Origin of the sequence: Bradyrhizobium manausense, from assembly GCF_018130615.1 — a bacterium.
GTDB classification, from domain to species: domain Bacteria; phylum Pseudomonadota; class Alphaproteobacteria; order Rhizobiales; family Xanthobacteraceae; genus Bradyrhizobium; species Bradyrhizobium manausense_A.
The window spans coordinates 349,675-370,908 of the sequence record NZ_JAFCKB010000002.1 but is presented as its reverse complement, the minus strand read 5'-3'; the positions used below and the strand labels follow the sequence as shown (position 1 = coordinate 370,908).

General features: G+C 64.3%; 23 protein-coding genes and 1 riboswitch. Of the genes, 6 read left to right on the top strand and 17 right to left on the bottom strand.

Annotation, left to right across the window (positions count from 1 at the left end; genetic code table 11):
• Positions 1-107: 107 nt before the first annotated feature.
• Positions 108-491 carry a hypothetical protein gene (locus tag JQ587_RS05435; RefSeq protein ID WP_212424618.1) on the bottom strand — a complete coding sequence of 128 codons (384 nt, stop codon included), beginning with the start codon at positions 489-491 and terminating at the stop codon, positions 108-110.
• Between the two features lie 30 nt (positions 492-521).
• On the bottom strand, positions 522-2,852 hold the full coding sequence (locus JQ587_RS05430) for an ATP-binding protein (RefSeq protein WP_212424617.1): 2,331 nt from the start codon (positions 2,850-2,852) through the stop codon (positions 522-524).
• Between the two features lie 134 nt (positions 2,853-2,986).
• On the opposite strand from JQ587_RS05430, the gene xth reads away from it, so the two are divergent.
• The gene (gene xth, locus JQ587_RS05425; RefSeq protein WP_212300790.1) at positions 2,987-3,784 is read left to right on the top strand and encodes an exodeoxyribonuclease III; all 798 of its coding nucleotides are present in this window, start codon (positions 2,987-2,989) and stop codon (positions 3,782-3,784) included.
• Positions 3,785-3,872: 88 nt separating this feature from the next.
• On the opposite strand, the gene JQ587_RS05420 is transcribed toward xth, so the two are convergent.
• The 3 genes from JQ587_RS05420 to JQ587_RS05410 all read right to left on the bottom strand — a co-directional run bounded on the left by JQ587_RS05420 (position 3,873) and on the right by JQ587_RS05410 (position 7,456).
• Positions 3,873-4,697 (bottom strand): tetratricopeptide repeat protein, encoded by an 825-nt coding sequence (locus JQ587_RS05420; RefSeq protein ID WP_212300791.1) that lies wholly within the window; start codon positions 4,695-4,697, stop codon positions 3,873-3,875.
• Positions 4,684-6,408, bottom strand: coding sequence for a dihydroxy-acid dehydratase (ilvD, locus tag JQ587_RS05415; RefSeq protein ID WP_212300792.1), 1,725 nt, complete (start codon positions 6,406-6,408; stop codon positions 4,684-4,686). The genes JQ587_RS05420 and ilvD overlap by 14 nt, the downstream gene beginning before the upstream one ends.
• A gap of 691 nt (positions 6,409-7,099) precedes the next feature.
• Positions 7,100-7,456, bottom strand: coding sequence for a hypothetical protein (locus tag JQ587_RS05410; RefSeq protein WP_212424616.1), 357 nt, complete (start codon positions 7,454-7,456; stop codon positions 7,100-7,102).
• A 165-nt stretch (positions 7,457-7,621) separates the two neighbouring features.
• Between JQ587_RS05410 and JQ587_RS05405 the strand changes: the two genes are divergently transcribed.
• Positions 7,622-7,900 (top strand): metal/formaldehyde-sensitive transcriptional repressor, encoded by a 279-nt coding sequence (locus JQ587_RS05405; RefSeq protein WP_063706516.1) that lies wholly within the window; start codon positions 7,622-7,624, stop codon positions 7,898-7,900.
• A 5-nt stretch (positions 7,901-7,905) separates the two neighbouring features.
• The gene (locus tag JQ587_RS05400) at positions 7,906-8,967 is read left to right on the top strand and encodes a nickel/cobalt efflux transporter (protein WP_212300794.1); all 1,062 of its coding nucleotides are present in this window, start codon (positions 7,906-7,908) and stop codon (positions 8,965-8,967) included.
• Between the two features lie 33 nt (positions 8,968-9,000).
• On the opposite strand, the gene JQ587_RS05395 is transcribed toward JQ587_RS05400, so the two are convergent.
• Positions 9,001-9,921 carry a DUF1259 domain-containing protein gene (locus tag JQ587_RS05395; RefSeq protein WP_212424615.1) on the bottom strand — a complete coding sequence of 307 codons (921 nt, stop codon included), beginning with the start codon at positions 9,919-9,921 and terminating at the stop codon, positions 9,001-9,003.
• Between the two features lie 429 nt (positions 9,922-10,350).
• Here JQ587_RS05395 and JQ587_RS05390 point away from each other — a divergent pair, with 429 nt between their 5' ends.
• Positions 10,351-11,409 (top strand): Cj0069 family protein, encoded by a 1,059-nt coding sequence (locus tag JQ587_RS05390; protein WP_212424614.1) that lies wholly within the window; start codon positions 10,351-10,353, stop codon positions 11,407-11,409.
• A 25-nt stretch (positions 11,410-11,434) separates the two neighbouring features.
• On the opposite strand, the gene JQ587_RS05385 is transcribed toward JQ587_RS05390, so the two are convergent.
• The gene (locus tag JQ587_RS05385; RefSeq protein WP_212424613.1) at positions 11,435-11,836 is read right to left on the bottom strand and encodes a MerR family transcriptional regulator; all 402 of its coding nucleotides are present in this window, start codon (positions 11,834-11,836) and stop codon (positions 11,435-11,437) included.
• Positions 11,837-11,921: 85 nt separating this feature from the next.
• Here JQ587_RS05385 and JQ587_RS05380 point away from each other — a divergent pair, with 85 nt between their 5' ends.
• Complete coding sequence (locus JQ587_RS05380; RefSeq protein ID WP_212424612.1) at positions 11,922-12,362, top strand: hypothetical protein; 441 nt, start codon at positions 11,922-11,924, stop codon at positions 12,360-12,362.
• Positions 12,362-12,571: a hypothetical protein gene (locus tag JQ587_RS05375; protein ID WP_212300799.1), complete on the top strand. Its 210-nt coding sequence runs from the start codon at positions 12,362-12,364 to the stop codon at positions 12,569-12,571. The genes JQ587_RS05380 and JQ587_RS05375 overlap by 1 nt, the downstream gene beginning before the upstream one ends.
• Here the strand turns inward: JQ587_RS05375 and JQ587_RS05370 are convergent.
• The 10 genes from JQ587_RS05370 to mhpA form a co-directional block, all read right to left on the bottom strand.
• Positions 12,568-13,353 carry a CbtA family protein gene (locus tag JQ587_RS05370; RefSeq protein ID WP_212300800.1) on the bottom strand — a complete coding sequence of 262 codons (786 nt, stop codon included), beginning with the start codon at positions 13,351-13,353 and terminating at the stop codon, positions 12,568-12,570. The genes JQ587_RS05375 and JQ587_RS05370 overlap by 4 nt on opposite strands.
• A gap of 10 nt (positions 13,354-13,363) precedes the next feature.
• Positions 13,364-13,582, bottom strand: coding sequence for a CbtB domain-containing protein (locus JQ587_RS05365; RefSeq protein WP_212300801.1), 219 nt, complete (start codon positions 13,580-13,582; stop codon positions 13,364-13,366).
• Between the two features lie 3 nt (positions 13,583-13,585).
• Positions 13,586-13,876 carry a hypothetical protein gene (locus JQ587_RS05360; RefSeq protein WP_212424611.1) on the bottom strand — a complete coding sequence of 97 codons (291 nt, stop codon included), beginning with the start codon at positions 13,874-13,876 and terminating at the stop codon, positions 13,586-13,588.
• On the bottom strand, positions 13,873-14,049 hold the full coding sequence (locus tag JQ587_RS05355; protein ID WP_212424610.1) for a hypothetical protein: 177 nt from the start codon (positions 14,047-14,049) through the stop codon (positions 13,873-13,875). The genes JQ587_RS05360 and JQ587_RS05355 overlap by 4 nt, the downstream gene beginning before the upstream one ends.
• Before the next feature lie 77 nt (positions 14,050-14,126).
• The gene (locus tag JQ587_RS05350; protein ID WP_249154179.1) at positions 14,127-16,127 is read right to left on the bottom strand and encodes a TonB-dependent receptor plug domain-containing protein; all 2,001 of its coding nucleotides are present in this window, start codon (positions 16,125-16,127) and stop codon (positions 14,127-14,129) included.
• A gap of 228 nt (positions 16,128-16,355) precedes the next feature.
• Positions 16,356-16,569: riboswitch (cobalamin riboswitch) on the bottom strand.
• A 75-nt stretch (positions 16,570-16,644) separates the two neighbouring features.
• Positions 16,645-16,866, bottom strand: coding sequence for a hypothetical protein (locus tag JQ587_RS05345; protein ID WP_212300805.1), 222 nt, complete (start codon positions 16,864-16,866; stop codon positions 16,645-16,647).
• Positions 16,867-16,976: 110 nt separating this feature from the next.
• Positions 16,977-17,237: a hypothetical protein gene (locus JQ587_RS05340; protein ID WP_212300806.1), complete on the bottom strand. Its 261-nt coding sequence runs from the start codon at positions 17,235-17,237 to the stop codon at positions 16,977-16,979.
• Positions 17,238-17,430: 193 nt separating this feature from the next.
• Positions 17,431-18,267 (bottom strand): fumarylacetoacetate hydrolase family protein, encoded by an 837-nt coding sequence (locus JQ587_RS05335; protein WP_212424608.1) that lies wholly within the window; start codon positions 18,265-18,267, stop codon positions 17,431-17,433.
• Between the two features lie 23 nt (positions 18,268-18,290).
• Positions 18,291-19,619, bottom strand: a complete 1,329-nt coding sequence (locus tag JQ587_RS05330) for an MFS transporter (RefSeq protein WP_212424745.1) — start codon at positions 19,617-19,619, stop codon at positions 18,291-18,293.
• A gap of 34 nt (positions 19,620-19,653) precedes the next feature.
• A complete protein-coding gene (mhpA, locus tag JQ587_RS05325; protein ID WP_212424607.1) occupies positions 19,654-21,225 on the bottom strand; it encodes a bifunctional 3-(3-hydroxy-phenyl)propionate/3-hydroxycinnamic acid hydroxylase MhpA in 1,572 nt (523 codons plus the stop codon).
• Between the last annotated feature and the right edge of the window lie 9 nt (positions 21,226-21,234).

The window sequence follows — 21,234 nt, the reverse complement described above, 5'->3', positions numbered from 1 at the left end:
TGATTGATAAGATAGCGTTACACGCAATTGGAGCTGCGTGCTTAACAGTTACTTGCGCGACGCTGTAAAAAATAAGGGGGATTCCGCTACCGGCTTGCCGGATGTTGTCAATCGACCTTCAACTCCGTGATCTCGCTCGCATTGCGAAGAATATGTGAGATCGCGTCGGTAACAACGTCCTCGGTCGCGCCCCCAATGCCCGTCACGAGCAATACGAGCAGCGACTGATCGTCAGGACTCGCTCCGAGGATGCAAAGGACGAAGGGGCCGCCCCCCTGCGGAACGGAGAAAAGCCAGCCGCCTTCATCGAGTTCCGGGTCATTCGCCGCCAACCCTTTGTTGACCATTTCGGACTTCAGCCAAAACGCGACCTTTTTGGTCCTTGCACCAGCTTCAGCTGCGGCGGGCGCATCGTGCAGTGCCTCTTTTTCAGTGACCTTCGCCGATGCGTCGAAAAGCGTTGGGGCCCTGAACTGAAACTCCTTACTCAATGTCTCCCTCCGACATTTCATGGAAAAGCTTCAAGCGCCGGTGATCTGCCGTTCCTCGTCCGTCCACTCCACCTCATCAGGCATCAGCCCCGGCTGTAGCGGCGCATCCTCGGTCATTACGTGTCCATCCAGCGCACGTAGCAGGGCCGCGGCCAGCGCGAGCTTCCGTAGCGGCTTCGCCAAAAAGTCCGACATGCCGGCCTCGTGGCAGATCTTGACGTCTTCGGGGAAGGCGTTGGCGGTCAGTGCGATGATCGGCAGGGCGTCGAAGCGCCCTCCTTCCGCGCGGATCGCCCGGGTCGCCGCAAGGCCATCCATCTCAGGCATGCGCACGTCCATCAGCACGATGTCGTAATCGCCTTCGGACACGGCCGCGACGGCTTCGACACCGTCGGTGACGACCTTGAGCTCGACGTCGAAGGCGCCAAGCATCTTGCTCACGACCATGCGGTTGACGGCATCGTCCTCCGCGACGAGCACCTTCAGCGGCCGATCAAGTTCGGCGATACGCGCCTTGAGATCGTCGGCTTCGTCCCGGCCGGCGTCCTGGTCGGACATCTGCACCTGGCTCCACGGCAGCACCAGCGTGAAGCGGAAGGTCGAGCCCTCACCCGGCGTCGAGGTGACAGCGATGGTGCCGCCCATTTGCTCGATGATGCGCCGGGAGATCGCAAGGCCGAGCCCGGTGCCGCCGAAGCGGCGGCTGATCGAGGCATCGGCCTGGGCGAAGTCGGAGAACAACTGCCCGAGCTTCTCGGGCGCGATGCCGATGCCGCTGTCGGTCACCGTCCATTCGACGGTCGCGAGCAGATCGCGGCGCGCCTGGCAGATGGCCTTGATCGTCACCTCGCCCTGATCGGTGAACTTCACCGCGTTGGAGACGAGATTGAGCAACACCTGACGGATGCGCGCGACGTCGCCACGCAGCGTCGGCGGCAGGTTCGGATCGAGCTCGACCTTGACGCTGAGACCTTTGCTCTTGGCGCTTGCACGCACCACGGTCGCAACCGTCTCGACCAGCGACTGCGGCGCAAAGTCGATCGCCTCGAACTGGAAGCGTCCGGCCTCCAGCTTGGAGAGATCGAGGATGTCGTTGAGGATGCGCTGAAGGTTGTCACCGGACTCGCGGATCGTGATGACGGCCTCGCGCTGCTCCGGATCGAGCTCGGTCTCGAGCAGCATGCTGGCGAGCCCGAGCACGCCGTTCATGGGGGTGCGGATCTCGTGGCTCATGACGGCGAGGAAATCCGACTTCGCGCGGCTCTCGGCCTCGGCCTTCTCCGCGCGCCAGCGTTCGGTGACGTCGCGGCCGAAGCCGCGATAGCCTAAAAATTGCCCGTCGCGGTCATAGGCCGGCTTCGCGGTCAACGACCACAGCCGCGCCTCGCCGCCGGCGACGACCTTGAGGTTCATCTCGTGCAGCGGCTCGGCGTGCTCCATCAGGCCGACGACGTTGTAGGCGGCCGCCTTGTCCTCGGGGCAGAGCATGTCGAGCACATCGGCGAAATGCGATCCCTTCAGCAGCGGAAGCGGCAGCTGCGCGACGTCGGCGAAGCGTTGCGGCACGTCCGTAAGATGCCCTTCGGCATCGGTCTGCCACAACCAGTCGCTGGCATTGTCCTGAAAATCCTTCAGCAGCAGCGAGATGATCTCGGTCTGGCGCTCGAGCTCGAGCTGGGCCTTGAGATTGCCGAGGAACAGATTGCCTTGCGAGACGATGTTGCGCGCCATGAAGAACGCGAACAGCGTCAGGAATACCGCCGTGACGAGATAAGGCCCGGCGCCGCACGAGAGCAGCGCACCGGCGCAGGCGACTGTCATGGTGGCGAGATAAACGAGGCCGGCACGGGGGAACGTCGATAGCGTGAAGGCACCGCCCGACATCATGCCGACCATCAAGCAGGCCAGGATGAGCTGACTGGTCGGCGCAACGCGGCTGAACAGCGCGAGCGGCAGCGTGCCCCAGATCGCCGCGAGGAAGAAGGCCTGCCGCAGCATGTGGCGCGCCGCGCGCGGAGGAGCCTCCTGCGGCGGATTGCGATGCGACCGCTTCCACGCGCGCACGGCGAGCGAGGCGGTGACGGCAAGTGTCATGCCCCAGATCGCGAGGAAGTCGTTCCAGCCGCTGCCCCAGAACAGGATCAGCACGACGCCGACATTGAGCATGGTGACCGCCATGGTCACCGGGATCGTCCTCGTTACAGCGTCGATCTGCTTGGCGCGGATCCGGCGCAGCTCGCGCTCGCTGAGATCGGCGGTGAGGCCGTCCTCGATCTCGAAGCCACCGAGCCAGTAGAGGAATGCGCCGATCAGACCGTCGCGCGGCTCAGTTGGCATCATGGATTTGTCCGGCCATCCCATCAGAAGAACCTTTTGACGATCAATGACCTGCCGCCGGCTTAAGCCGGGTTAATTTTGTGGGAGATTTTGCGGCGTCCTTGACGGGCACGTTTGCATTTTGTTCTAACCATGGCCCCCGCCCGGAGCCCTCACCAATGCCCATCAGAGTAGCCACCTGGAACGTGAATTCGGTCCGGCAGCGGATCGACCTGCTGCTGACCTGGCTCAGGGAGTGCCAGCCGGACATCGTCTGCCTGCAGGAGATCAAATGCGTCGACGAGGCGTTCCCGCGGCTGGAGATCGAGGCTTTGGGCTACAACGTCGTGACGCACGGGCAGAAGACGTTCAACGGCGTCGCCCTGCTCTCCAAGCTCAAATTCGACGAGACCAAGTCGGGGCTGGCCGGCGACGACGAGGACGCCCACGCCCGCTTCCTCGAGGGCGTGGTCACGCTCAAGTCCGGCGTGCTGCGCATTGCATGCCTCTATCTGCCCAATGGCAACCCGGTCGGGACCGAGAAATATCCCTACAAGCTCAAATGGATGTCGCGGCTTCTTGAGTATTCGAAGGAGCGCCTTAAGACCGAGGAGCCGCTGATCCTCGCCGGCGACTTCAACGTCATTCCGCATGCCCGCGACGTCCACAATCCCGCGGCCTGGACCGAGGACGCCCTGTTCAAGGCCGAGACGCGCGAGAGTTTCCAGTCCCTGCTCGGCCTCGGCCTGACCGATGCCTTGCGCGCCGTCACCGACGAGGGCGGGCTCTACACCTTCTGGGACTACCAGGCCGGGGCCTGGCAGAAGAACCACGGCTTGCGCATCGATCATCTGCTGCTGTCGCCACAGGCCAGCGACAAGCTCGCCAATGTCGGCATCGACAGTTATGTGCGGGGCTGGGAAAAGCCGTCGGACCACGTGCCGGTGTGGGCGGATCTGGATCTGGAGGCGGCGTAACGCCGCTCGCGGAACGGTGGGTTACGCTTGCGCCGTTCCGCTTTGAATGACCGAGAACGTAGTCGCTACCCTACCCTACGAGACCGAGTTACTCGCGGCGGCCCTGCACCCACTGTTCCAGCATTTGCAGGCACATGGCGCGGTCGTCGTCGGAGGCCTTGGCGAAGGCGCGGTTGTAGTTTTCCTTGATCCAGGTCTCGTCCGTGCCCGCGCTGTCACGCGCGAGCGTCAGCCACATCAGGCCGCGCGCGGCCTGCCGCGGCAGACGGTCGCCGTTGAACAGCATCTGCCCAAGCAGCGCCTGGGCCTCGTGCTGGCCCTTCTGGGCGGCGAGGCCGAGCCAGCGCGCGCCGTAGCGGAAATCCTCGCGTGAAGCGTCCGGCGTCTTCAGATAGAGCCGGGCGAGATCATACTGCGCATCCGCATTGCCGAAATAGGACGCGGCATAGGAGAACATCTCCCGCGCCCGGTCCGGATCCGGCTTGATCTTCGAGTTCGGGATGCCGCTGAGATAATAGCGGCCGAGCGCGACGAAGGCGTTGGCCACGACCTGCGCCTGCGGCGCCGACGGACTGTCCTCGGCATGCGCATTGGCGATCCGGGTAAAATATTCGAAAGCGCGCACGTCATCCTGGGCCACGCCGTCGCCACTGGCGTACATGCGGCCGAGCTTCCACTGCGCGATGGGGTGACCGCCCTCGGCGGCATATTGGAGGGCGCTAAGCGAGGTTTCCTGGGGCGCAACCGGCGACACCGATTTGCGCATCGCACCCGCCGCCCCGGGCAAGGTGGTCACGACAGGGATGGCCGCATCCTTCTGGTTGACCGGTGCGCCATCGAAGGCGACCGCCGGCGCGGCCAGCGCGGTAGCCCCCAACACAAACGCAACTATGGCACGCCTAGATGTCCGCATAGCACTGTTTCTCGTGCGCGCCGCCCGGATGGGTCACTGCCCCCCCGACCGCTGGTCCAACCTGCTGGGCATATTTCCAGAGCGCACCCGACGTGTGGTTAGTCGCGCGAGCGCTCCATTTGGTCTTGCGCTGAGCGAGCTCAGCGTCACTCAATTTTACGTTAAGAGTGCCGATGTCGGCGTCGATCTCGATGATGTCGCCGTCCTCGAGCAGCCCGATCGGGCCGCCGACTGCCGCCTCAGGACCGACATGGCCGATGCAGAAGCCGCGGGTGGCGCCCGAGAAGCGGCCATCGGTGATGAGCGCGATCTTGCCGCCCATGCCCTGCCCGGTCAGCGCTGCGGTGGTCTGGAGCATTTCCCGCATGCCGGGGCCGCCCTTGGGGCCCTCGTAGCGGATCACGATGACTTCGCCTTCCCGGTAGGTGCGCTTCTGGACCGCCTCGAAAGCATCCTCCTCACGGTCGAAGCACCTGGCCGGACCGGTAAACTTGAGGTTGGACATTCCAGCGACTTTCACGATCGCACCTTCTGGCGCCAAATTGCCCTTCAAACCAACCACACCGCCCGTGACGGTGATGGGCTTGTCTGCCGGGTGCACCACGTCCTGGTGCGGATTCCATTTCACGCTTTTGAGGTTCTCGGCGATCGTTCGACCGGTGACCGTAATGCAGTCACCGTGGAGAAATCCGTTGTCGAGCAGCGTCTTCATCAAAAGCGGTATGCCACCTACTTCAAACATGTCTTTGGCGACATAACGGCCGCCTGGCTTCAAATCCGCGACATATGGTGTCTTTTTGAAGATTTCTGCCACGTCGAACAGGTCGAACTTGATACCGGCCTCGTGCGCGATCGCCGGCAGGTGCAGTGCAGCATTGGTAGAACCGCCCGAGGCCGCAACGACGGCAGCTGCGTTCTCCAGCGCCTTGCGGGTGACGATGTCGCGGGGGCGGATGTTGGACGCGATCAGCTCCATCACCTTCTCGCCCGCGGTCATGCAGAAGGCGTCGCGGATTTCATAGGGTGCCGGAGCACCGGCCGAGTAAGGCAGCGCGAGGCCGATGGCTTCCGACACGGTCGCCATGGTGTTCGCCGTGAACTGCGCGCCGCAGGCGCCCGCCGAGGGGCACGCCACACGCTCGATCTCGTCGAGGTCCTCGTCCGACATGGCGCCGACCGAGTGCTTGCCGACCGCCTCGAACATGTCCTGCACGGTGACCTGCTGGCCGCGGAAATTGCCGGGCAGGATCGAGCCGCCATAGATGAAGATCGAGGGCACGTTGAGGCGGATCATCGCCATCATCATCCCCGGCAGCGACTTGTCGCAACCGGCGAGCCCGACGAGAGCGTCATAGGCGTGGCCGCGCACGGTCAACTCGACGGAGTCGGCGATGCATTCCCGCGACGGCAGCGAGGAGCGCATGCCGTCGTGGCCCATGGCGATGCCGTCAGTGACGGTGATCGTGCAGAATTCGCGCGGCGTGCCGCCGGCGGACGCGACGCCCTTCTTCACCGCCTGCGCCTGGCGCATCAGGGCGATGTTGCAGGGCGCGGCCTCGTTCCAGCACGAGGCGACGCCGACGAAGGGCTGGTGGATCTGCTCGGTGGTCAGACCCATGGCGTAGAAATAGGAGCGATGGGGCGCGCGCGCAGGGCCTTCCGTCACGTGACGGCTCGGCAGCCTGTGCTTGATGTTGGTCTTCGCGTTCATCGCGACCAGTTTCCTTGGCTAACCCTTGTCAGACCCGGAACATCAGACCCAAGATTTGAATCGACCTTGGAATTTCCGCCGCCTGCAAGGGACCAGCCCAGCCCCTGAAAACATTAGAGCGATTTTATTCATGTTCGGGTGTGGCCAAAAAGCGGCGTTGATGCGAACGGGCTGCGATAAGGGTTAAATCGCACAGGAATGTTGCGCAGACAGCACAATCGTTACCGGGAAGACACGGGGTTGCTTACTGTAATACCCTCGCGAATGTGACGATGCACAATCTCTGATTTCATCATACGAGACGCGCGCCCAGATTCCTGCGCGATGATGGACAGACACCCGCGTGAGTCGATCAAACTGCTCCTCCATCATCCTGAGGCTTCGGCGGGCAAGGCGCCGGCAATGACTGAGTGTGAGGGCACGGACTCATCCTCCAGCCGACGTTGTCATTCCCCGCGAAGGCGGGGAATCCGGTACGCCCGCGGCCTCTCGGCTCAATCACAACCGCCTCTGGAATACTGGATCGTCCGGTCAAGCCGGACGATGACAGCGAGCGTATGGATACACACTCCTTCGCATCCTCGCGGCGCAACTCGCTCGAGCTTTCCTCGATCTCTCCACTCTCTCGTCTGAGACGACACAGGAAAGGTCGGGGGCTGACCTGTCCGACGGAGCAAGTGAATTGTGATCTTTAGAAACCGCAATCGCGATATTGCCTGCTCGCGAGACGGAAATGCGTGCCGACCTCGACGAAGTCGACGTCAACGCATTGGTGTCCGCGGCGAACCTCAGTGAGCCCCTCACACCTCAGATATTCGATGTTGATGCGCCAGCGCTTCTCGACCGGAGAATAGGTTGCGAAGTCGTGCTGGGCGCTGGCCGGTCCCTTGCACATGCTTGCGATGTACTGGCGGATTTCAGGAGGCAGCGTGCCGATATGCTCGGGATTCCAGGGATCATCCTTGGATGGGGAGCTTGCTCTTGAATCTGCCGGCAATGCGCTCGCGAGCAGAAGGGAAACTCCGAGAATGAGTGTGCGCATCAACATGTTGGGCTCCTCCCACTGATGATGGCCGGCTCAACAATAGTCCTTCTCGAGCCCGAAGCGGCGGACAAAGTTGAACCAAGGACCCGTCTCCCCGTACCGGCAGCGCTGATTGCGTTGCAGCATGCGTGCATTGACTCATATAGGGTACCCCCCTATCTTACTTTCATGTCGCACACGATCAAGCACAAGTCGAAGCTCATTGGCCGGGTCCGTCGCATCAAGGGGCAGCTCGAGGCGGTCGAGCGCGCGCTGGAGTCGGAGATCGGCTGCGCCGATGTGCTGATGCTGGTGGCGTCGGTGAAGGGCGCGATCAGCGGTCTCACCACCGAGTTGCTGGAGGACCACATCCGCCATCACGTCGTGGATCCCGCGCACGAAAAGGATCCGGAGAAAGCCAAGGGCGCCGCCGACCTCATCGACGTCGTCCGAACCTATTTGAAGTGAACGCAATGACCGACCTGTCTCATCTGCTCCAGCAGAGCAGCGCGCATGCATGGCTGTTCGTGCCCAGCGCGATCCTGCTCGGCGCGCTGCATGGTCTCGAGCCCGGGCATTCCAAGACGATGATGGCCGCGTTCATCATCGCCGTCAGGGGAACGGTGCTTCAGGCCGTGCTGCTCGGCCTGTCGGCGACCATCTCCCATACCGCGATCGTCTGGGCGGTTGCCCTCGCGGGGCTGTATTTCGGCCGGGAATTGTCCGGGGAACGCAGCGAGGCCTATCTGCAACTGGCATCCGCAATCATCATCGTCGGCATCGCCGGCTGGATGGTCTGGCGCACCTGGCGGGATCAGAACCACGGGCACGAGCACCACCACCACGACGAGCCGCAAGCCATCTCGCTTGCCGGCCTGCCGCTGTTGCTGGAGGTGTTCGAGGACGGCGTGCCCCCGCGCTGGCGCATTCGCAGCGAGAGCGGCGCGCTTCCCGCCAGCGACGAGGTCAAGGTGACCACGATCCGCGAGGACGGCTCGGAGCAGACCTTCGCGTTCGCCGCGCGGCATGGATATCTCGAAAGCGTCGAGGAAATTCCCGAACCGCATGCATTCAAGGCGCGTGTCGCTCTTGCCGGCGACGCGACCGAGCTTCTCTTTGAAGAGCATGATCACGACCACATCGATCTCGGCGACGAGGACGACGCTCACGCCCGCGCCCACGCCGCCGACATCCGCAAGCGCTTTGCGGGACGCAACGTGACGACCGCGCAGATCGTCCTGTTCGGTCTTTCCGGCGGACTGATCCCCTGCCCCGCCGCCATCACCGTGCTGCTGCTTTGCATTCAGCTGAAGCAGTTCAGCCTCGGCTTTGTCCTCGTGCTGTCCTTCGGCATCGGGCTTGCGATCACCATGGTGTCGGCCGGCGTTCTGGCGGCGCTCAGCCTGCGGCAGGTCGAACGTCACTGGGATGGCTTCAGCCGCTACGCCCACCGCGCACCCTACGTCTCGGCGGCCTTGATCGTCTTCGTCGGGCTCTACACCGGCTGGACCGGCCTGCACGAGCTGATCTCGTGACAGGCTGCGGGGCGGCAACATCTACTTCCGCGGTCAGCCTTTCGCGCTCGCGGTCTTGTCGAGCGCGGCCCGCAGGCCCTTGGCGAGCTTGATTGCATCGTCATTGGCCCAGAAGTGCATGAAGAACAGCCGCGGCTGCTCATCCAGCATGTGGCTGTGCAGGGCGGTCACCTCGATGCCATTCGTCAGCAGCGCCGCAATCACCGGGTTCACCTCGTCACCCGATAGAACGAAGTCGCCGGTGATGGCAGCCTTGCCGTTGCCGGTTGGCTGGAAGTTGATGCCGATCGCGACGCCCATCGCCCCGACCGGCGTGAGCGGCATGCCCTCCTGTGTAATCGGATCGCGGCGCTTGACGTTGAATTGGTAGACGCCGCCATTGGCCTGTCCCTTCACGCCGATGATCTGCTCGAGCTTGGCGGTGTCGAGATCGATCGCGGGCGGCGGATTGGCTGGCGCGGCAATTGTCAGCGGCGTCTTGCTTTCGGCGAGTGCATCGCGGATCGCAGAGGCGAGCTTGACGGGGTCGCCGTGTCCGGCGACATGCATGTAGAACGTCGCCGGGCTTGCACGCAGCAGATGATTATGCACGGCGGTGACCTCGAGGCCGCTCGCGATCATCTTCGCCATCACGGGATTGATCTCGGTCTCGAGCAGCACGAGGTCGCCCATCACCATGGCGCCACCATGGACCGGCTTGAACGCCACCCAGCCGCCAAGGGCCAGCGCCGGCCTGATCGCGACCCCGTCCAAGGTCACGGAGAGATCGCTGCGAGGAAATCCGTAGCGGTGGACATCATCCGAGACGGCGGCCTTCCGGCCGAGCGCTTGGTCGATCGCCTGCCAATTGACATCTACCGCCCGGGCCGGCGAGACGAATTGCACTGCGGGCGATGCTAGGCCCAAGACGGCGGCTAGCAAGAGAACTGCGTGACAGAGTGTTCGTAGTCGCATGGTCCTTCTCCTGGTGTCCCGCCCCAGGTCGAATCTTTTCTGGCAGGCATCCGAACCGCGCGCGCCGGCGTATGCCGCGCGAGACGAATGAGCCAATCTGTCGAATGAACTCTCGGTCTGTGAAATGGACATGCTGCGCCCTTGATGATCAGGACGCGATGCTTGGGCATGTCGCCTCGCGGGGAGACCGCATATCCCCGATGTCCCGACTAGAGGCCCGGCAGTCCCAGCTGTCAATCAGTGGGCCCGCGAAAAGATTTCGAAGGTCCAATGGAACGAAATCGATTGCGCCCCTGGCCGCGAAAGCCACGCGGTCGCGTCTTGCGGTTTCCGGACGATCGCGCATAGAATGCCCGGGTGGGGACGAGGCAGACTCCCCGTGAGACCTCGGTCCAAGTCTGCGCAGCACGCAATTCGTGGAGCTTGCGCATGGACACCCAATCCTCTCACCGATATTCCGTAGCCATTGTTTCGCGGGGCGACGCAGCCGCGCGCCGCGACGCCACCGCACAAAACAGCCGCTTCGTTCGCGTCTTCGAAGCCCTCGCCGCCGCCGGCATCGCCGCACAGCCGGCGATCTACGATGAAAGCTTCACTGAAGCGGTCCGCGAGCAATTGCTTGCGGTCGACGGCGTGCTCGTCTGGGTCGATCCGATCCATCAGGGCAAGACGCGCGCGGGGCTTGATGCCCTGCTGCGCGAGGTCGCGGCGCGCGGCCCATGGGTCAGCGCGCATCCTGACGTCATCCTGAAGATGGGCGTCAAGGAGGTGCTGTACCGGACGCGCCGTCTCGGTTGGGGCGCCGACACTCATCGCTATGACAGCGCATCCGCTTTCGCAGCGCAATTTCCGCAGCGCCTGCGGGGCGACGGCCCGCGCGTGCTCAAGCAGAATCGCGGCAATGGCGGCCAAGGCATCTGGAAGGTCGAGGTGCTGCCGAACGCACCCACCACGGTTCGCGTGCTCCATGCGCTGCGCGGCAGCCTTCCGGAAGACATGCCGCTCGATGCCTTCATTGCGCGATGCGAGCCGTATTTCGGCTGGGGCGGCTGCATCATCGACCAGCCATTTCAACCTCGCCTGCCCGACGGCATGATCCGCTGCTATATGAGCGGCGCCAAAGTCGCGGGCTTCGGCCATCAATTGATCAAGGCCCTGATCCCGCCGCCGCCTGAAGGGCCGGATGCGCCCGAGGCGCAACCGGGCCCACGGATCATGCACGGCCCCGATGCGCCTCAATTCCAGACGCTGCGGCGGCTGATGGAGCACGAATGGACGCCGCAGATGATGAAGCTGCTGGCCATCGATGAGGCGTCGCTGCCGGTGATCTGGGACGCGGACCTACTCTATGGGCCGCGCGATGCTGATGGCGCCGACACCTACGTTCTCTGCGAGATCAACGCGAGCTCGTGCTTCGCGATTCCCGACGAGGCGCCGGCGGCGATCGCAAGGACGGTGCGCGAGCGACTGGTGGGTGCGAGGCCGTAGTTGCTGCGAAGCAAGCGGGCCGCGTTCAGCGGCAACACGCTTGGCTGGGCTGCAGGATCACGCAGTCCGGCGCGGCGCTGCCGCAGCATGTCGTCTCGCAGCCGCTGACGAGAGCGGCCACCGTCGCTTCCAGCGAACGCAACTCGGCGATCTTCCTCCTGATCGAACGGAGGTGCTGCTCCGCAAACGACTTCGTGTCGCTGCAGGGCGAGCGCCGCTGCACGGATGCGAGGATGTCGCTGATCTCGTCGAGCGAGAAGTCGAGATCGCGGCAGTGCCTGATCAGGCTGAGCGCCTTGACGTATTCGCTGCCATAGACGCGCTGGCCGCCCTGGCGGGCCGGTGCCGAGAGCAGACCGATGCTCTCGTAATAGCGGATGGTGGGGACGGAGACGCCGGCCGCTTTGGCGAGGACGCCAATTCTCATGGAAGCGCTCACTTTTCGCTTGAACCTCAAGTGGCTTGAGGGCGTAGCGATCGGGTCCGAGACGCACAAGCATGAGGAGAATCACATGAGCGTTATTGGACCGTCCTGCAACCTCCCCTCCGAGACGTCGCCGGGATGCGGCTGCGTGGCGAAGGCCGAGCCCGCCGGCCGCAAGGCCGCAGGCACGGCGGTTGCAACCGCCGTTGTCGCTGCAGCCTGCACGGCGTGCTGTGTGCTGCCCTTCACCTTGCCCGCCGTGGTGCTCGCCAGCGCAGGAGGCCTGATCGCCGCGCTCGACCATGCGCACGGGCTGATGACGAGGCTGTCCATCGCCGTCGTGCTCGGCGCGTGGGGCTGGATCGTGTGGCGGTCACGGAGGACGGGCTTGAAAATCCGCACATCGGTGCTGGTGGCGATGTGCGCAGCAACCGTGCTGACCGCGACGGCCGCGCTGTGGCCGGTGATGGAGCCCGCCATTTTCCACGCACTCGGCGCTGCCAAGAAGCCGAAGCCGCAGGCCGGCTGATGGACGGGCTGACCATCTTCGGCCTGCTGTCGGTCGGCGCGATGCTGCTGTTTTACGCGCTCGAGCCGCGCGGGCCGCATTACGTGCTGGCCTTCGCGGGCGCGTGCGCGTTCAGCGCCGCTTACGGCTTTCTCCAGGGCGCCTGGCCGTTCGGGCTTGTCGAGACGGTCTGGACGGCGGTCGCGGTGCGGCGATGGCGCAGGCTTTAGGCGCGCAGGTTGGCGCCGCGATCGATGCGCGCGAACACTGCACTCGTCAAACCGCCGAGCAAGGTCCAGAACACCAGGCTCGTCATCGTCACCGCCGTGACGAACTGATGCGTCAGCGACGACGGCACGTTGGTCTCGACATTGGCGAGCTCCGGCGCGCCGATCAGATGCGGCAACGTCAGCAGGATCACGCCGGCAATCGCCGCCGGCACCGAACGGCGGAAGGCGATCATGGCAAGCCCTCCGGCTGTCGCCAGCACCGCTGCGAGCCACCAGATCTGGCGCGACAGCAGCGGCGCGGCAGGCACGCCGGGCAGCTCCGGCGGCAGGCCGAGGCCGGGCGCCAGGGTGAAGACGGCGAAGCCCGCCAATCCCCACAGCAGGCCTTCGTGCCAGGAGACGCTCATCCCGGTCGTGCCGCAACGCACGGCGAAGAAGCCGGCCAGCAGCAGAGCAAAGCCGATCGCGGTCAGGATGTTGGCGGCAGCGGTATAGGCGTTGCGCTCAAACCCGTCGCGCGGCTCCCAGGCCCCGGCGCCATGGTCGTGATCGCCGGCGCCATGCTCATGGTCGCCATGATCGTGAGCCGCATGGTCGTGACCGGCAGCCGCCGGCTGCGGGACTGCTGCAGCGTCGTGTTGGTGCGTTTCCGCCGCCTTCTCGAAGACTTCCGCCTTCAGGATCAGGGGAACGGTGCCGAACTGCTGGACGACCGTGACGACGAGACCGACGATGAAACCGGCAATGACCGAGGCGAAGACGATCGAGCGGAATGTGCTCATGCCACCCCGGTCAGTGGCAGGGGAACGCGTTCGAGTGGCGCACGTCGTGGGCCGCGTTGTGGACGACGTCGATATGCGAGAAGCCGACCATGCCGACCACGAACACGCCGAGCACCATCGCCATCACGGCCTGCGACAGCCGTCCTACCTGCCCGGCGGCGACCGGAAGCGTGGCCTGAGCCGAGATCTGGGCCGAGACTTGGGCGTCCGCGAGCTGGGACTGGCTCATGTTCTATTCTCCATTGGCGATTTGGCCGTCTTCTAGCAGCTTCCGGGCAATGTCGCGACTGGTAAGATGCAGGCTTGTCCCAGGCAAAATGCCCCGGCGGGCGATCTTGGCGCCGGCGGCGGCCCGAAAGACGGCCTCAAGCCGCCGAAAATAGCCGAGGCAGGCCTCCGGCGTGGGCTCGGCGCCGAGCAGCGTCCGGAACGCGCCCCGGTGCACCGCGCAGATCGCGCCGTGGCCGGCGACGGGAAACACCAGCGACGCGATGTCGTCCCGCCAATGGACTTCGCTGCTCAAGCAGTCGCCCGTCCCCGCCCGAACGGACGGGCGATTTCGCAAGCGGCGACAAGGCCGACCAGCCAGACGGGCGTCGCGGCGAACAGCGCAAAGCAGAACATCGACGCATAACGCCGCTCGACCGGATGAAGCCGGAAACGGTCGGCGTAGTGCGGCAGGACAGCGACAGTCATGGAGCGATTTCCTTGCCGGATTTGTAACACGTTTCGCCGGAGCTCGGCAGCCATGCCTGGGACTTCTCTCCCTCCCGCTACCTGACATCGTGGTTGGCCAGGCGGATGCCGCCGTAGACAGCCAGGCCCGGCTGCAGAAATCCTGTCGGATTTTGATAATGCGCGTTGGCCAGGTTATCGACCCGGCCGAACACCTTGAGCTGATCGGTGACCAGATATTCCGCCGCCACGTTGGCAACCGTGTAAGCCGGGGCCAGCAGACGCGGAATGCTGAAGTCGCGACTCCCGTCAACGAAGCTTCCGACGTGCAACACTGTTGCCGACAGCGTCAGTGTATCAATCGGATCCCAGATGACGTTTGCGCTCCACCTCTCTTTCGGACGCCTCAGGAGCTCCAGTCCCGCCGTCGCATCGACGGCGCGGGTGAACGTGTAATCGGCGCGAACGCGCAAGCGATCGGTGATCGCAGCCGCGACAAAGCTTTCGGTGCCCTCCGTGATCGCCTTACCGATATTCACATTGGTGCTGGTGAACGTCACGGCATCGGACATGCTCTGGATCAGGTCCGTGATGTTGTTGCGGAAGTAGGTCGAGCCGAAGCGAACGCGGTCGTTGAACAAAGGCTGCTCGAAGCCGGCGTCATAACCAACGCTCTCTTCCGGCTTGAGGTTTGGATTGGCAAAGAAGAAGAACGCAGGAAAGCTGACAAAGAGCTGGTTGAGGGTCGGCGCCTTGAATCCCGTGCCGTAGCTTCCCTTGAATTTCGTGTCCGCGACCGGGACGATGACCGCGGAGGCCAGGCGAAAGGTCGGATGCCCGCCAAACCGCTCGTTGTCGTCCTGCCGGACGTTGGCCGTGAAGAAAACACGGTCCCGCAGCTGGGATTGCAGTTCCATATATCCGGCCTTGTTGACGTTCTGCGCGGAGACCGTCGCGGTTTGCAGAGTTTCGGTCTCGTGCTCCGCGCCGATGATGAAATTGTTGTTGCGCGCAAGCTCGGTCGTGATGCGCCAATCGTATTTGATGCGATCGCCGGTGGTGATGGTCGGCATCGCATCGCCGGGGGAGATATTGTAATTCCAATGATTGGTATGGTTGACGCCGAAATAGCTCTTCATCCGGTCGTCGAGCGCAGACCAGACGGCCTCTCCCCGTGTGAAGACCTGGTGCACCGTCTGCGTGCTTTGCGCAGCCGCGGGGAAGCTCGCGAAGGTCACGGGATCAAACGTGTCGCCGGTAAAGCGCAACGTAGCGTCGGTGTAACGTGCGACGCCGTTGAGCGCCAGGTTTTCGCTGACATCGGCGCCAAGCTTGGTCGAATAGGTCATGTTGTCGTGATAGTTGCCGATCGCCTTCTGACCCGGCGGCAGCAGTTCGACCGGCGTCACCGGCACATCATTGGCGTGGAAATGCGCAACGTTGAACGCGTAGTTGAAATGGTCCTGCGAGCCGCTCAGCCCGGTCGTCTGATTGAACGTACCGAACGAGCCGCCTTCAATTGACCCGGTCACCCGGGCGGGACCATCGCCCTTCTTCGTCACCATGGAGATCACCCCGCCAAGCGCGTCTGCGCCGTAGAGACCGCTTTGCGGACCGCGCAGCACTTCGATCTGCTGCAGGTCGGAGGTGAGCAGCTTGCCGAGATCGAACGACCGGTTCGGACTACTGGGATCGCTGACGTCGATGCCGTCGATCAGGACCTTGGTATGGTTCGAGTTCGTTCCACGCATGAAGATCGAGGCCTGTCCGCCCGGTCCGCCGGTCTGGACCAGATTGAGCCCGGGAACGGCGCTGAGCGCATCGGACGCGGTCCGGCGCTGATCGCGCTCCATGTCGCGCGCGGTCAGGACTGTCACCGAGTTCGCAACCAGATTCGCCGGCGTAACGATGCCTGTTGGACTGACGACGACTGTCGGAAACAGATTGGCGGCGGACACCCCCGGCACAGGCGGCGATGCCAGCGGCTCCGGCCTTGGCGCGCGAACGATGTGCTGGCGCTCGCGCTTGCCGGTCGAACGCCGGGGAACCTGCGGCTTGGCCGCGGACTCAGTTGGCGCAACCTCAACCGGTGGCAGCAAGTCGGGCGACGCGGACTGCTGCGCCTGGGCGACGGAAAGATCTAGCAAATACAGGGAAACGGACGTGAGTAGGCCGGCGCCAAAGCGCCTGGCGGCAGAGACAATACGGGACACTCTTGCAACCTCGGTATGACGTCAGTGGCACGTCACAGCGAACGAGGTTTCACGGCAGAGCGCTCGCTTGCTCCGGTGAAGCTAATGTCTGTACTCCCCGACCGACATCTTCGCGTGTGACCACGGCTGACGGCAGGTCTCCTGGCTCGCGGGTCGTGACCTCTCCGTCGCCTTCCCGGGACCGAGATTCCCAGTGGCATATGACGAAAGATTCGCCGCTTACAGTTGCGGGGGCAGCCGCTGCTTGAGGAAGATCCTGGCGTCAGGACATCCCGCACAACGTTCCCTTTTGATCTCCGTGAGGAGAACCGTCGCCGATCAATTTAGGGGCCGCCTGCGCGGCGAGTCAATCGGCCGGTGGAATGAGCGTCGAACCATCGCACCGAAGCTTGCGCCGGCTCAATCAGACTGGCTCCCGCGCCGCATGCGTCCTGATCGTTGCCCGTTCGCCGGCATCGACGAGCTGACCGATGCCAGTGCGGCCGGTCAGCGCGCAGCGGATGATGTTTTCGGCGACCAACCTGCGGAAACCATGGTCCTCGCCACTGGGGCGATGACGGCAGACCCGGTCCAGCGCCAGCTTCATGTTGATCCGTGTGCGGGTGTCGAAATGCTCGCTGATCATGCGGCCAGCCTCGATGCGGTGGAGCCGAAGCGGAAACGTCAGACACGTGGCCGGGTTCCAAAACACGATCGGGCTATGCCCGCCCTCTTATTGTTATTGAGACCGGCGGGCTATGCCCGCCCTCTTGGCCGCTGCTGGGCCTGGGCCCAAGCCGCTTTGACGTCGCGCGGCGGGACATCGATGCGCTTGATCGGCGTCAGCTCGCCGGAGGCGGAGATGATGGCGGTCTCTTCGCGGCGGCAGCGCGGGCACACGAAGCGGACTTCGTGCGGCGATGCCGACCAGCTCGAGCGCTTGACATTGGCGGCCATCGGCCATGCCTCGCAATGCGAGCACGACACCAGAAATCGACCGGGATCGAGCATACCCATTCCATAGGACTCCGCGTCCTGCCGCCCTCCTCTAATGATTAACCCATGTGAATCGTTCCGGTGCCCCGGCACCGCCAAGCGGGTTCAGCGCGCGCTGTTCCCGATGGCGGCCGCATCCGCGCCAGTGTTCCGTCGCGCATCACCAACGCCAGACCGTTGCCGCGATGTGCAGGCCAACGTGTCGTGCGCGAGCTCAGGCTTCGTCGGCAATTCCGTTGCGCAGGCAGCCAACCTTGTCGATCTCGACTTCGACGACATCACCAGCCTTCATCCAGAGCGGCGGAGTGCGCCTGGAGCCAACGCCACCCGGCGTGCCGGTGGCGATGACATCGCCGGGCTCGAGCCGAGTGAACTGCGAGCAATATTCGATCTGGCGCGGGATATCGAAGATCATCTGATCGATGGTGGTGTCCTGCACCACTTCGCCGTTGAGCCGGGTCTGCAAGCGCAGCGGACCGACGTCGCCGACCTCGTCCGGCGTCACCAGAAAGGGGCCGAAGCCGCCGGTCGCCGGAAAGTTCTTGCCTGGGGTGAACTGGTGGGTGTGGCGCTGATAGTCGCGCACGCTGCCTTCGTTGTAGCAAGCATAGCCGGCAATATGGCCCCACGCCTCGCTCTTCTGAATGTAGCGGCCGGGCTTGCCGATGATGATCGCGAGCTCGCCCTCGAAGTCGAGCTGGGTCGAGACCTTCGGGCGGACGATGTCGGTGAGATGGCCGGTCTGGCTGTTGGCAAAGCGGCCGAACACAGTGGGGTTCTCGACCTCGGTGCGGCCGGTCTCCTTGCGATGATTCTCGTAGTTCAGGCCGATGCAGAGAATCTTGTCGGGGTTTGGGATGACAGGCAGGAATTTGATCTTTGCCAGCGGATGACGCTTGGCGCCGGCGGCTGATTTGGCCGCCTCGGCCAGGCTGCCGGCCGCGATCGCCGATTTCAGATCAGGGTAGCGACTCCCGAGATCGGCCACGCTGTCGCCCTCCACCAGGCCCCATGAGGCGACGTTGTCGATTTCAAAGCTTGCGAATTTCATGTGGTGTCCTTGAGATAGGCCGATCAGGTCGACGTGGCAGGAAGAGCAGTAGCTGAAGATGGCCGCGAAGAGGTCTTCGCAAAACGCGCGATGGTCCGCTCCGGGAAGATGAGTGCAAATGCGGCCACCGCACCGACGATGAGAATCCCGGCGGTGAACGTCATGGCGTGGGCGTAGCCGAGAGCGCTGTTGCTGCCCGCCTCACCGACGATCCATCCGGTCAGCGCGTTCGAGAACAGTGCGGATGCCGCATTGCCCGAGTAGATCACGACGATCAGCCGGCCGCGCTGGGCCGCCGGCGCCACGGCACCAAGCGCCACCGGCCCAAAGATCGTGGTCAGGCTGGGCGCTGCGAAGGCGATCGCCACGCAGACGAGCTGAAGCGCGCCCGAGGTCACGATGCTGAGCAGCAGCGCCGAGCCCGCGATCAGCAGCGCCAATCCCGATGCGTTGCCGAGGCAGGCGCGCAAGCTCCAGCCGCGACGCTGAAGCACTTGCGTGATCCAGGAGCCGCTGAGCAGCAGCGGCGACTGGAACATGTAGATGGCCGAAATGATCCAGCCGACATCGGTCGGCTTGTAGCCGAGCCCGAGCTGCAGGAACGGCGGCAGCCATGTCGCGGAGATGCCGACGATCCAGTACGACATGGTCGACATGATGATGACGCCGATCACCGTCGGATCGCACCACAGGAGCCGTGCCGGCACATTCGGCGCAGCGGCAGGCGCATCGTGACCGGCGTTCGCCGCTGCGTAAGGTCCCTCCCCGCCGATCACGCTCCAGGCGATGATCCAGGCGATGCCGAGCAGGCCGCAGACCAGAAAGCCGGTGCGCCAGCCGTGATTGACGATCACATAGGTCAGCAGCGGGCCGCCGGCCAAAAGTCCAACGCTGATCCCCTGCAAGACTATCGCGCTCGGAACGCTGCGCTTGTCGGCGGGAAACCAGTTGTAGCAGGCGTGCAACGCCGTCGGCAGGCCCGGCCCCTCGCCTGCGCCGAGAAGAATCCGGCACACGACCAGCACCATGACAGAGCTCGAGAAGAACACCGGAAGCTGCGTCGCCGACCAGATGGCGGCCAGCAGCATCAAGATCCACTTCACGGGATAGCGGCCGACGGCGAACAGCCCGACGGCCATGCCCGAGAGCGAGAACAGGAGAAAGAAGCTGCTGCCGATAAGGCCGAACTCCTTCGGGCTGAGCGACAGCTCCTTCATCAACGGCACCGCGGAGAGACCGAAGACCAGCTTGTCGAAGAAATTGATCGTCTGAAACAGAAACAGCATGATGAGAACCGCGTAGGCACGCGCGGGCACCGCGGGCCCCGTCGTCAAGCTCGCCGATGATGGCATCATTTCCCCCTGTTGAATCTTATCGTTGATTTATTCATTGAAGTCGCGCCGCGAGACCTGACAGCATCGCCGCTAGTGCCGCTTCGTCTGTCGCAACGCCGTAGACGTAATGATCGGGGCGCACGATCGCGGCCGCGCAGGCGTGCCGTGCGAACCAGTCCGTCACGACGCCGCTTTCTTCCCGCAGAACGCCCGGCCCCCGATCCTGGTCGGCTTTCGCGATGGCGATCAGGCGCATGCCGATTTCCGCCGCTCGTGCCGCGACCGCGCGCGACCGCGCCAACGCGCTGTCGCCACGCAGCACAAGCCGCCACCCGGCACCGCAGACCGTGTCGAGCAATTGCCGGCCGTCCGCGGTCGACACCCATGGCTGGGGAAACAACACACCATTGGCGGCATGCGGCACGTCGGCGCGCAGGCCGCAACTGAGCGGCGGCACGATCTCCTGCCGGGTGATGGTACGCGGCACGCCGCCGCCTTCGGCGAGGATGCGATCATCACGCGCCGCGGCGGCTTCCGGATCGCGCTCGCAGATGACGTGGCCGATCGCCTTGATGCGGCTCGTCAACTCGCGGACATGGGCACTGCGCTCGTCCTGATAGGTATCGAGCAGCGCCTCGCCGGAGTTTCCACGCAAGACGCGCGCGAGCTTCCAGACCAGATTGGCGACATCACGAACGCCCTGGCACATCCCCTGACCGATGAACGGCGGCTGCTGGTGGGCAGCATCTCCTGCAAGGAAGACGCGCCTTTCGCGCCATCTGCTGGCGACGAGGGCATGAAAGCGATAGCTCGCCGCCCGCCACAGCGTCGCATCGTCGGGGGTGAGCCAGCGCGCCAGCAGCCGCCAGACCTGCTCGGGCTGCTCCATCGCGCGCGGATCCTCGCCGGGCAGCAGCATGATCTCGAAGCGCCGATGCGAGCCCGGTCCGACGATATAGGTGGTCGGCCGTGACGGATCGCAGAACTGCGCCGCCGTGCGCGGCAGCTTCGCAAGTCCCACGCCGTTGACCCTGAGGTCGACCACCAGCCAGGGCTCATCGAAGACCAGATCGTCAAAGCCGATCCCGAGCTCGCGGCGGACCGCGCTCGACGCACCGTCACAGGCAACGACGTAGTCCGCAGTGACGTTGCGCGTACCGTGGTCGCCGCACAGCTCAAGCGTCACGCCGTTCGGGTTCTGGCTGAGCTGGCGGAGCTCGGTACCGAGCTCGACGACCACCGACGGATAGGATCCCGCATGCGCGCGCAGGATCTCCTCGACCGGTGGTTGCGTGAACACCATGGTCGGGGTGTAACCGAGCGGATAAGGCTCGCTCACCATGTCGATGCGGCGGATCAACTGGCCGCGCGCGCCGAAATGTTCCGACGCCGGGAACGGCGCAATGTGCGGAGCGAGCTGCCCGGCCATGCCGAGATTGTCGAACAGCCGCAGAATCTCGTGATCGAGCGCGATCGCGCGCGGCTTGTCATAGACTGCGCGGTCCCGGTCGACGGCCAGCGTCCGGATGCCCTCCGCCCCGAGCAGGCTCGCGGCAACGGCCCCTGACGGGCCGAAGCCCACCACAGCGACCTGAAACTCGTTCGCGCGGTTCGAACCGGACACTGACCTCGA

What these genes read in the sequence shown, in the direction of transcription:
- JQ587_RS05335 (WP_212424608.1), bottom strand. Translation starts at nt 18,267, where the DNA reads ATGAAATTCGCAAGCTTTGAAATCGACAACGTCGCCTCATGGGGCCTG.
- JQ587_RS05430 (WP_212424617.1), bottom strand. Translation starts at nt 2,852, where the DNA reads ATGGGATGGCCGGACAAATCCATGATGCCAACTGAGCCGCGCGACGGT.
- JQ587_RS05390 (WP_212424614.1), top strand. Translation starts at nt 10,351, where the DNA reads ATGGACACCCAATCCTCTCACCGATATTCCGTAGCCATTGTTTCGCGG.
- JQ587_RS05365 (WP_212300801.1), bottom strand. Translation starts at nt 13,582, where the DNA reads ATGAGCCAGTCCCAGCTCGCGGACGCCCAAGTCTCGGCCCAGATCTCG.
- JQ587_RS05420 (WP_212300791.1), bottom strand. Translation starts at nt 4,697, where the DNA reads ATGCGGACATCTAGGCGTGCCATAGTTGCGTTTGTGTTGGGGGCTACC.
- JQ587_RS05405 (WP_063706516.1), top strand. Translation starts at nt 7,622, where the DNA reads ATGTCGCACACGATCAAGCACAAGTCGAAGCTCATTGGCCGGGTCCGT.
- JQ587_RS05370 (WP_212300800.1), bottom strand. Translation starts at nt 13,353, where the DNA reads ATGAGCACATTCCGCTCGATCGTCTTCGCCTCGGTCATTGCCGGTTTC.
- ilvD (WP_212300792.1), bottom strand. Translation starts at nt 6,408, where the DNA reads ATGAACGCGAAGACCAACATCAAGCACAGGCTGCCGAGCCGTCACGTG.
- JQ587_RS05330 (WP_212424745.1), bottom strand. Translation starts at nt 19,619, where the DNA reads ATGCCATCATCGGCGAGCTTGACGACGGGGCCCGCGGTGCCCGCGCGT.
- JQ587_RS05385 (WP_212424613.1), bottom strand. Translation starts at nt 11,836, where the DNA reads ATGAGAATTGGCGTCCTCGCCAAAGCGGCCGGCGTCTCCGTCCCCACC.
- JQ587_RS05345 (WP_212300805.1), bottom strand. Translation starts at nt 16,866, where the DNA reads ATGATCAGCGAGCATTTCGACACCCGCACACGGATCAACATGAAGCTG.
- JQ587_RS05375 (WP_212300799.1), top strand. Translation starts at nt 12,362, where the DNA reads ATGGACGGGCTGACCATCTTCGGCCTGCTGTCGGTCGGCGCGATGCTG.
- JQ587_RS05395 (WP_212424615.1), bottom strand. Translation starts at nt 9,921, where the DNA reads ATGCGACTACGAACACTCTGTCACGCAGTTCTCTTGCTAGCCGCCGTC.
- JQ587_RS05340 (WP_212300806.1), bottom strand. Translation starts at nt 17,237, where the DNA reads ATGGGTATGCTCGATCCCGGTCGATTTCTGGTGTCGTGCTCGCATTGC.
- xth (WP_212300790.1), top strand. Translation starts at nt 2,987, where the DNA reads ATGCCCATCAGAGTAGCCACCTGGAACGTGAATTCGGTCCGGCAGCGG.
- JQ587_RS05410 (WP_212424616.1), bottom strand. Translation starts at nt 7,456, where the DNA reads ATGTTGATGCGCACACTCATTCTCGGAGTTTCCCTTCTGCTCGCGAGC.
- JQ587_RS05380 (WP_212424612.1), top strand. Translation starts at nt 11,922, where the DNA reads ATGAGCGTTATTGGACCGTCCTGCAACCTCCCCTCCGAGACGTCGCCG.
- JQ587_RS05400 (WP_212300794.1), top strand. Translation starts at nt 7,906, where the DNA reads ATGACCGACCTGTCTCATCTGCTCCAGCAGAGCAGCGCGCATGCATGG.
- JQ587_RS05355 (WP_212424610.1), bottom strand. Translation starts at nt 14,049, where the DNA reads ATGACTGTCGCTGTCCTGCCGCACTACGCCGACCGTTTCCGGCTTCAT.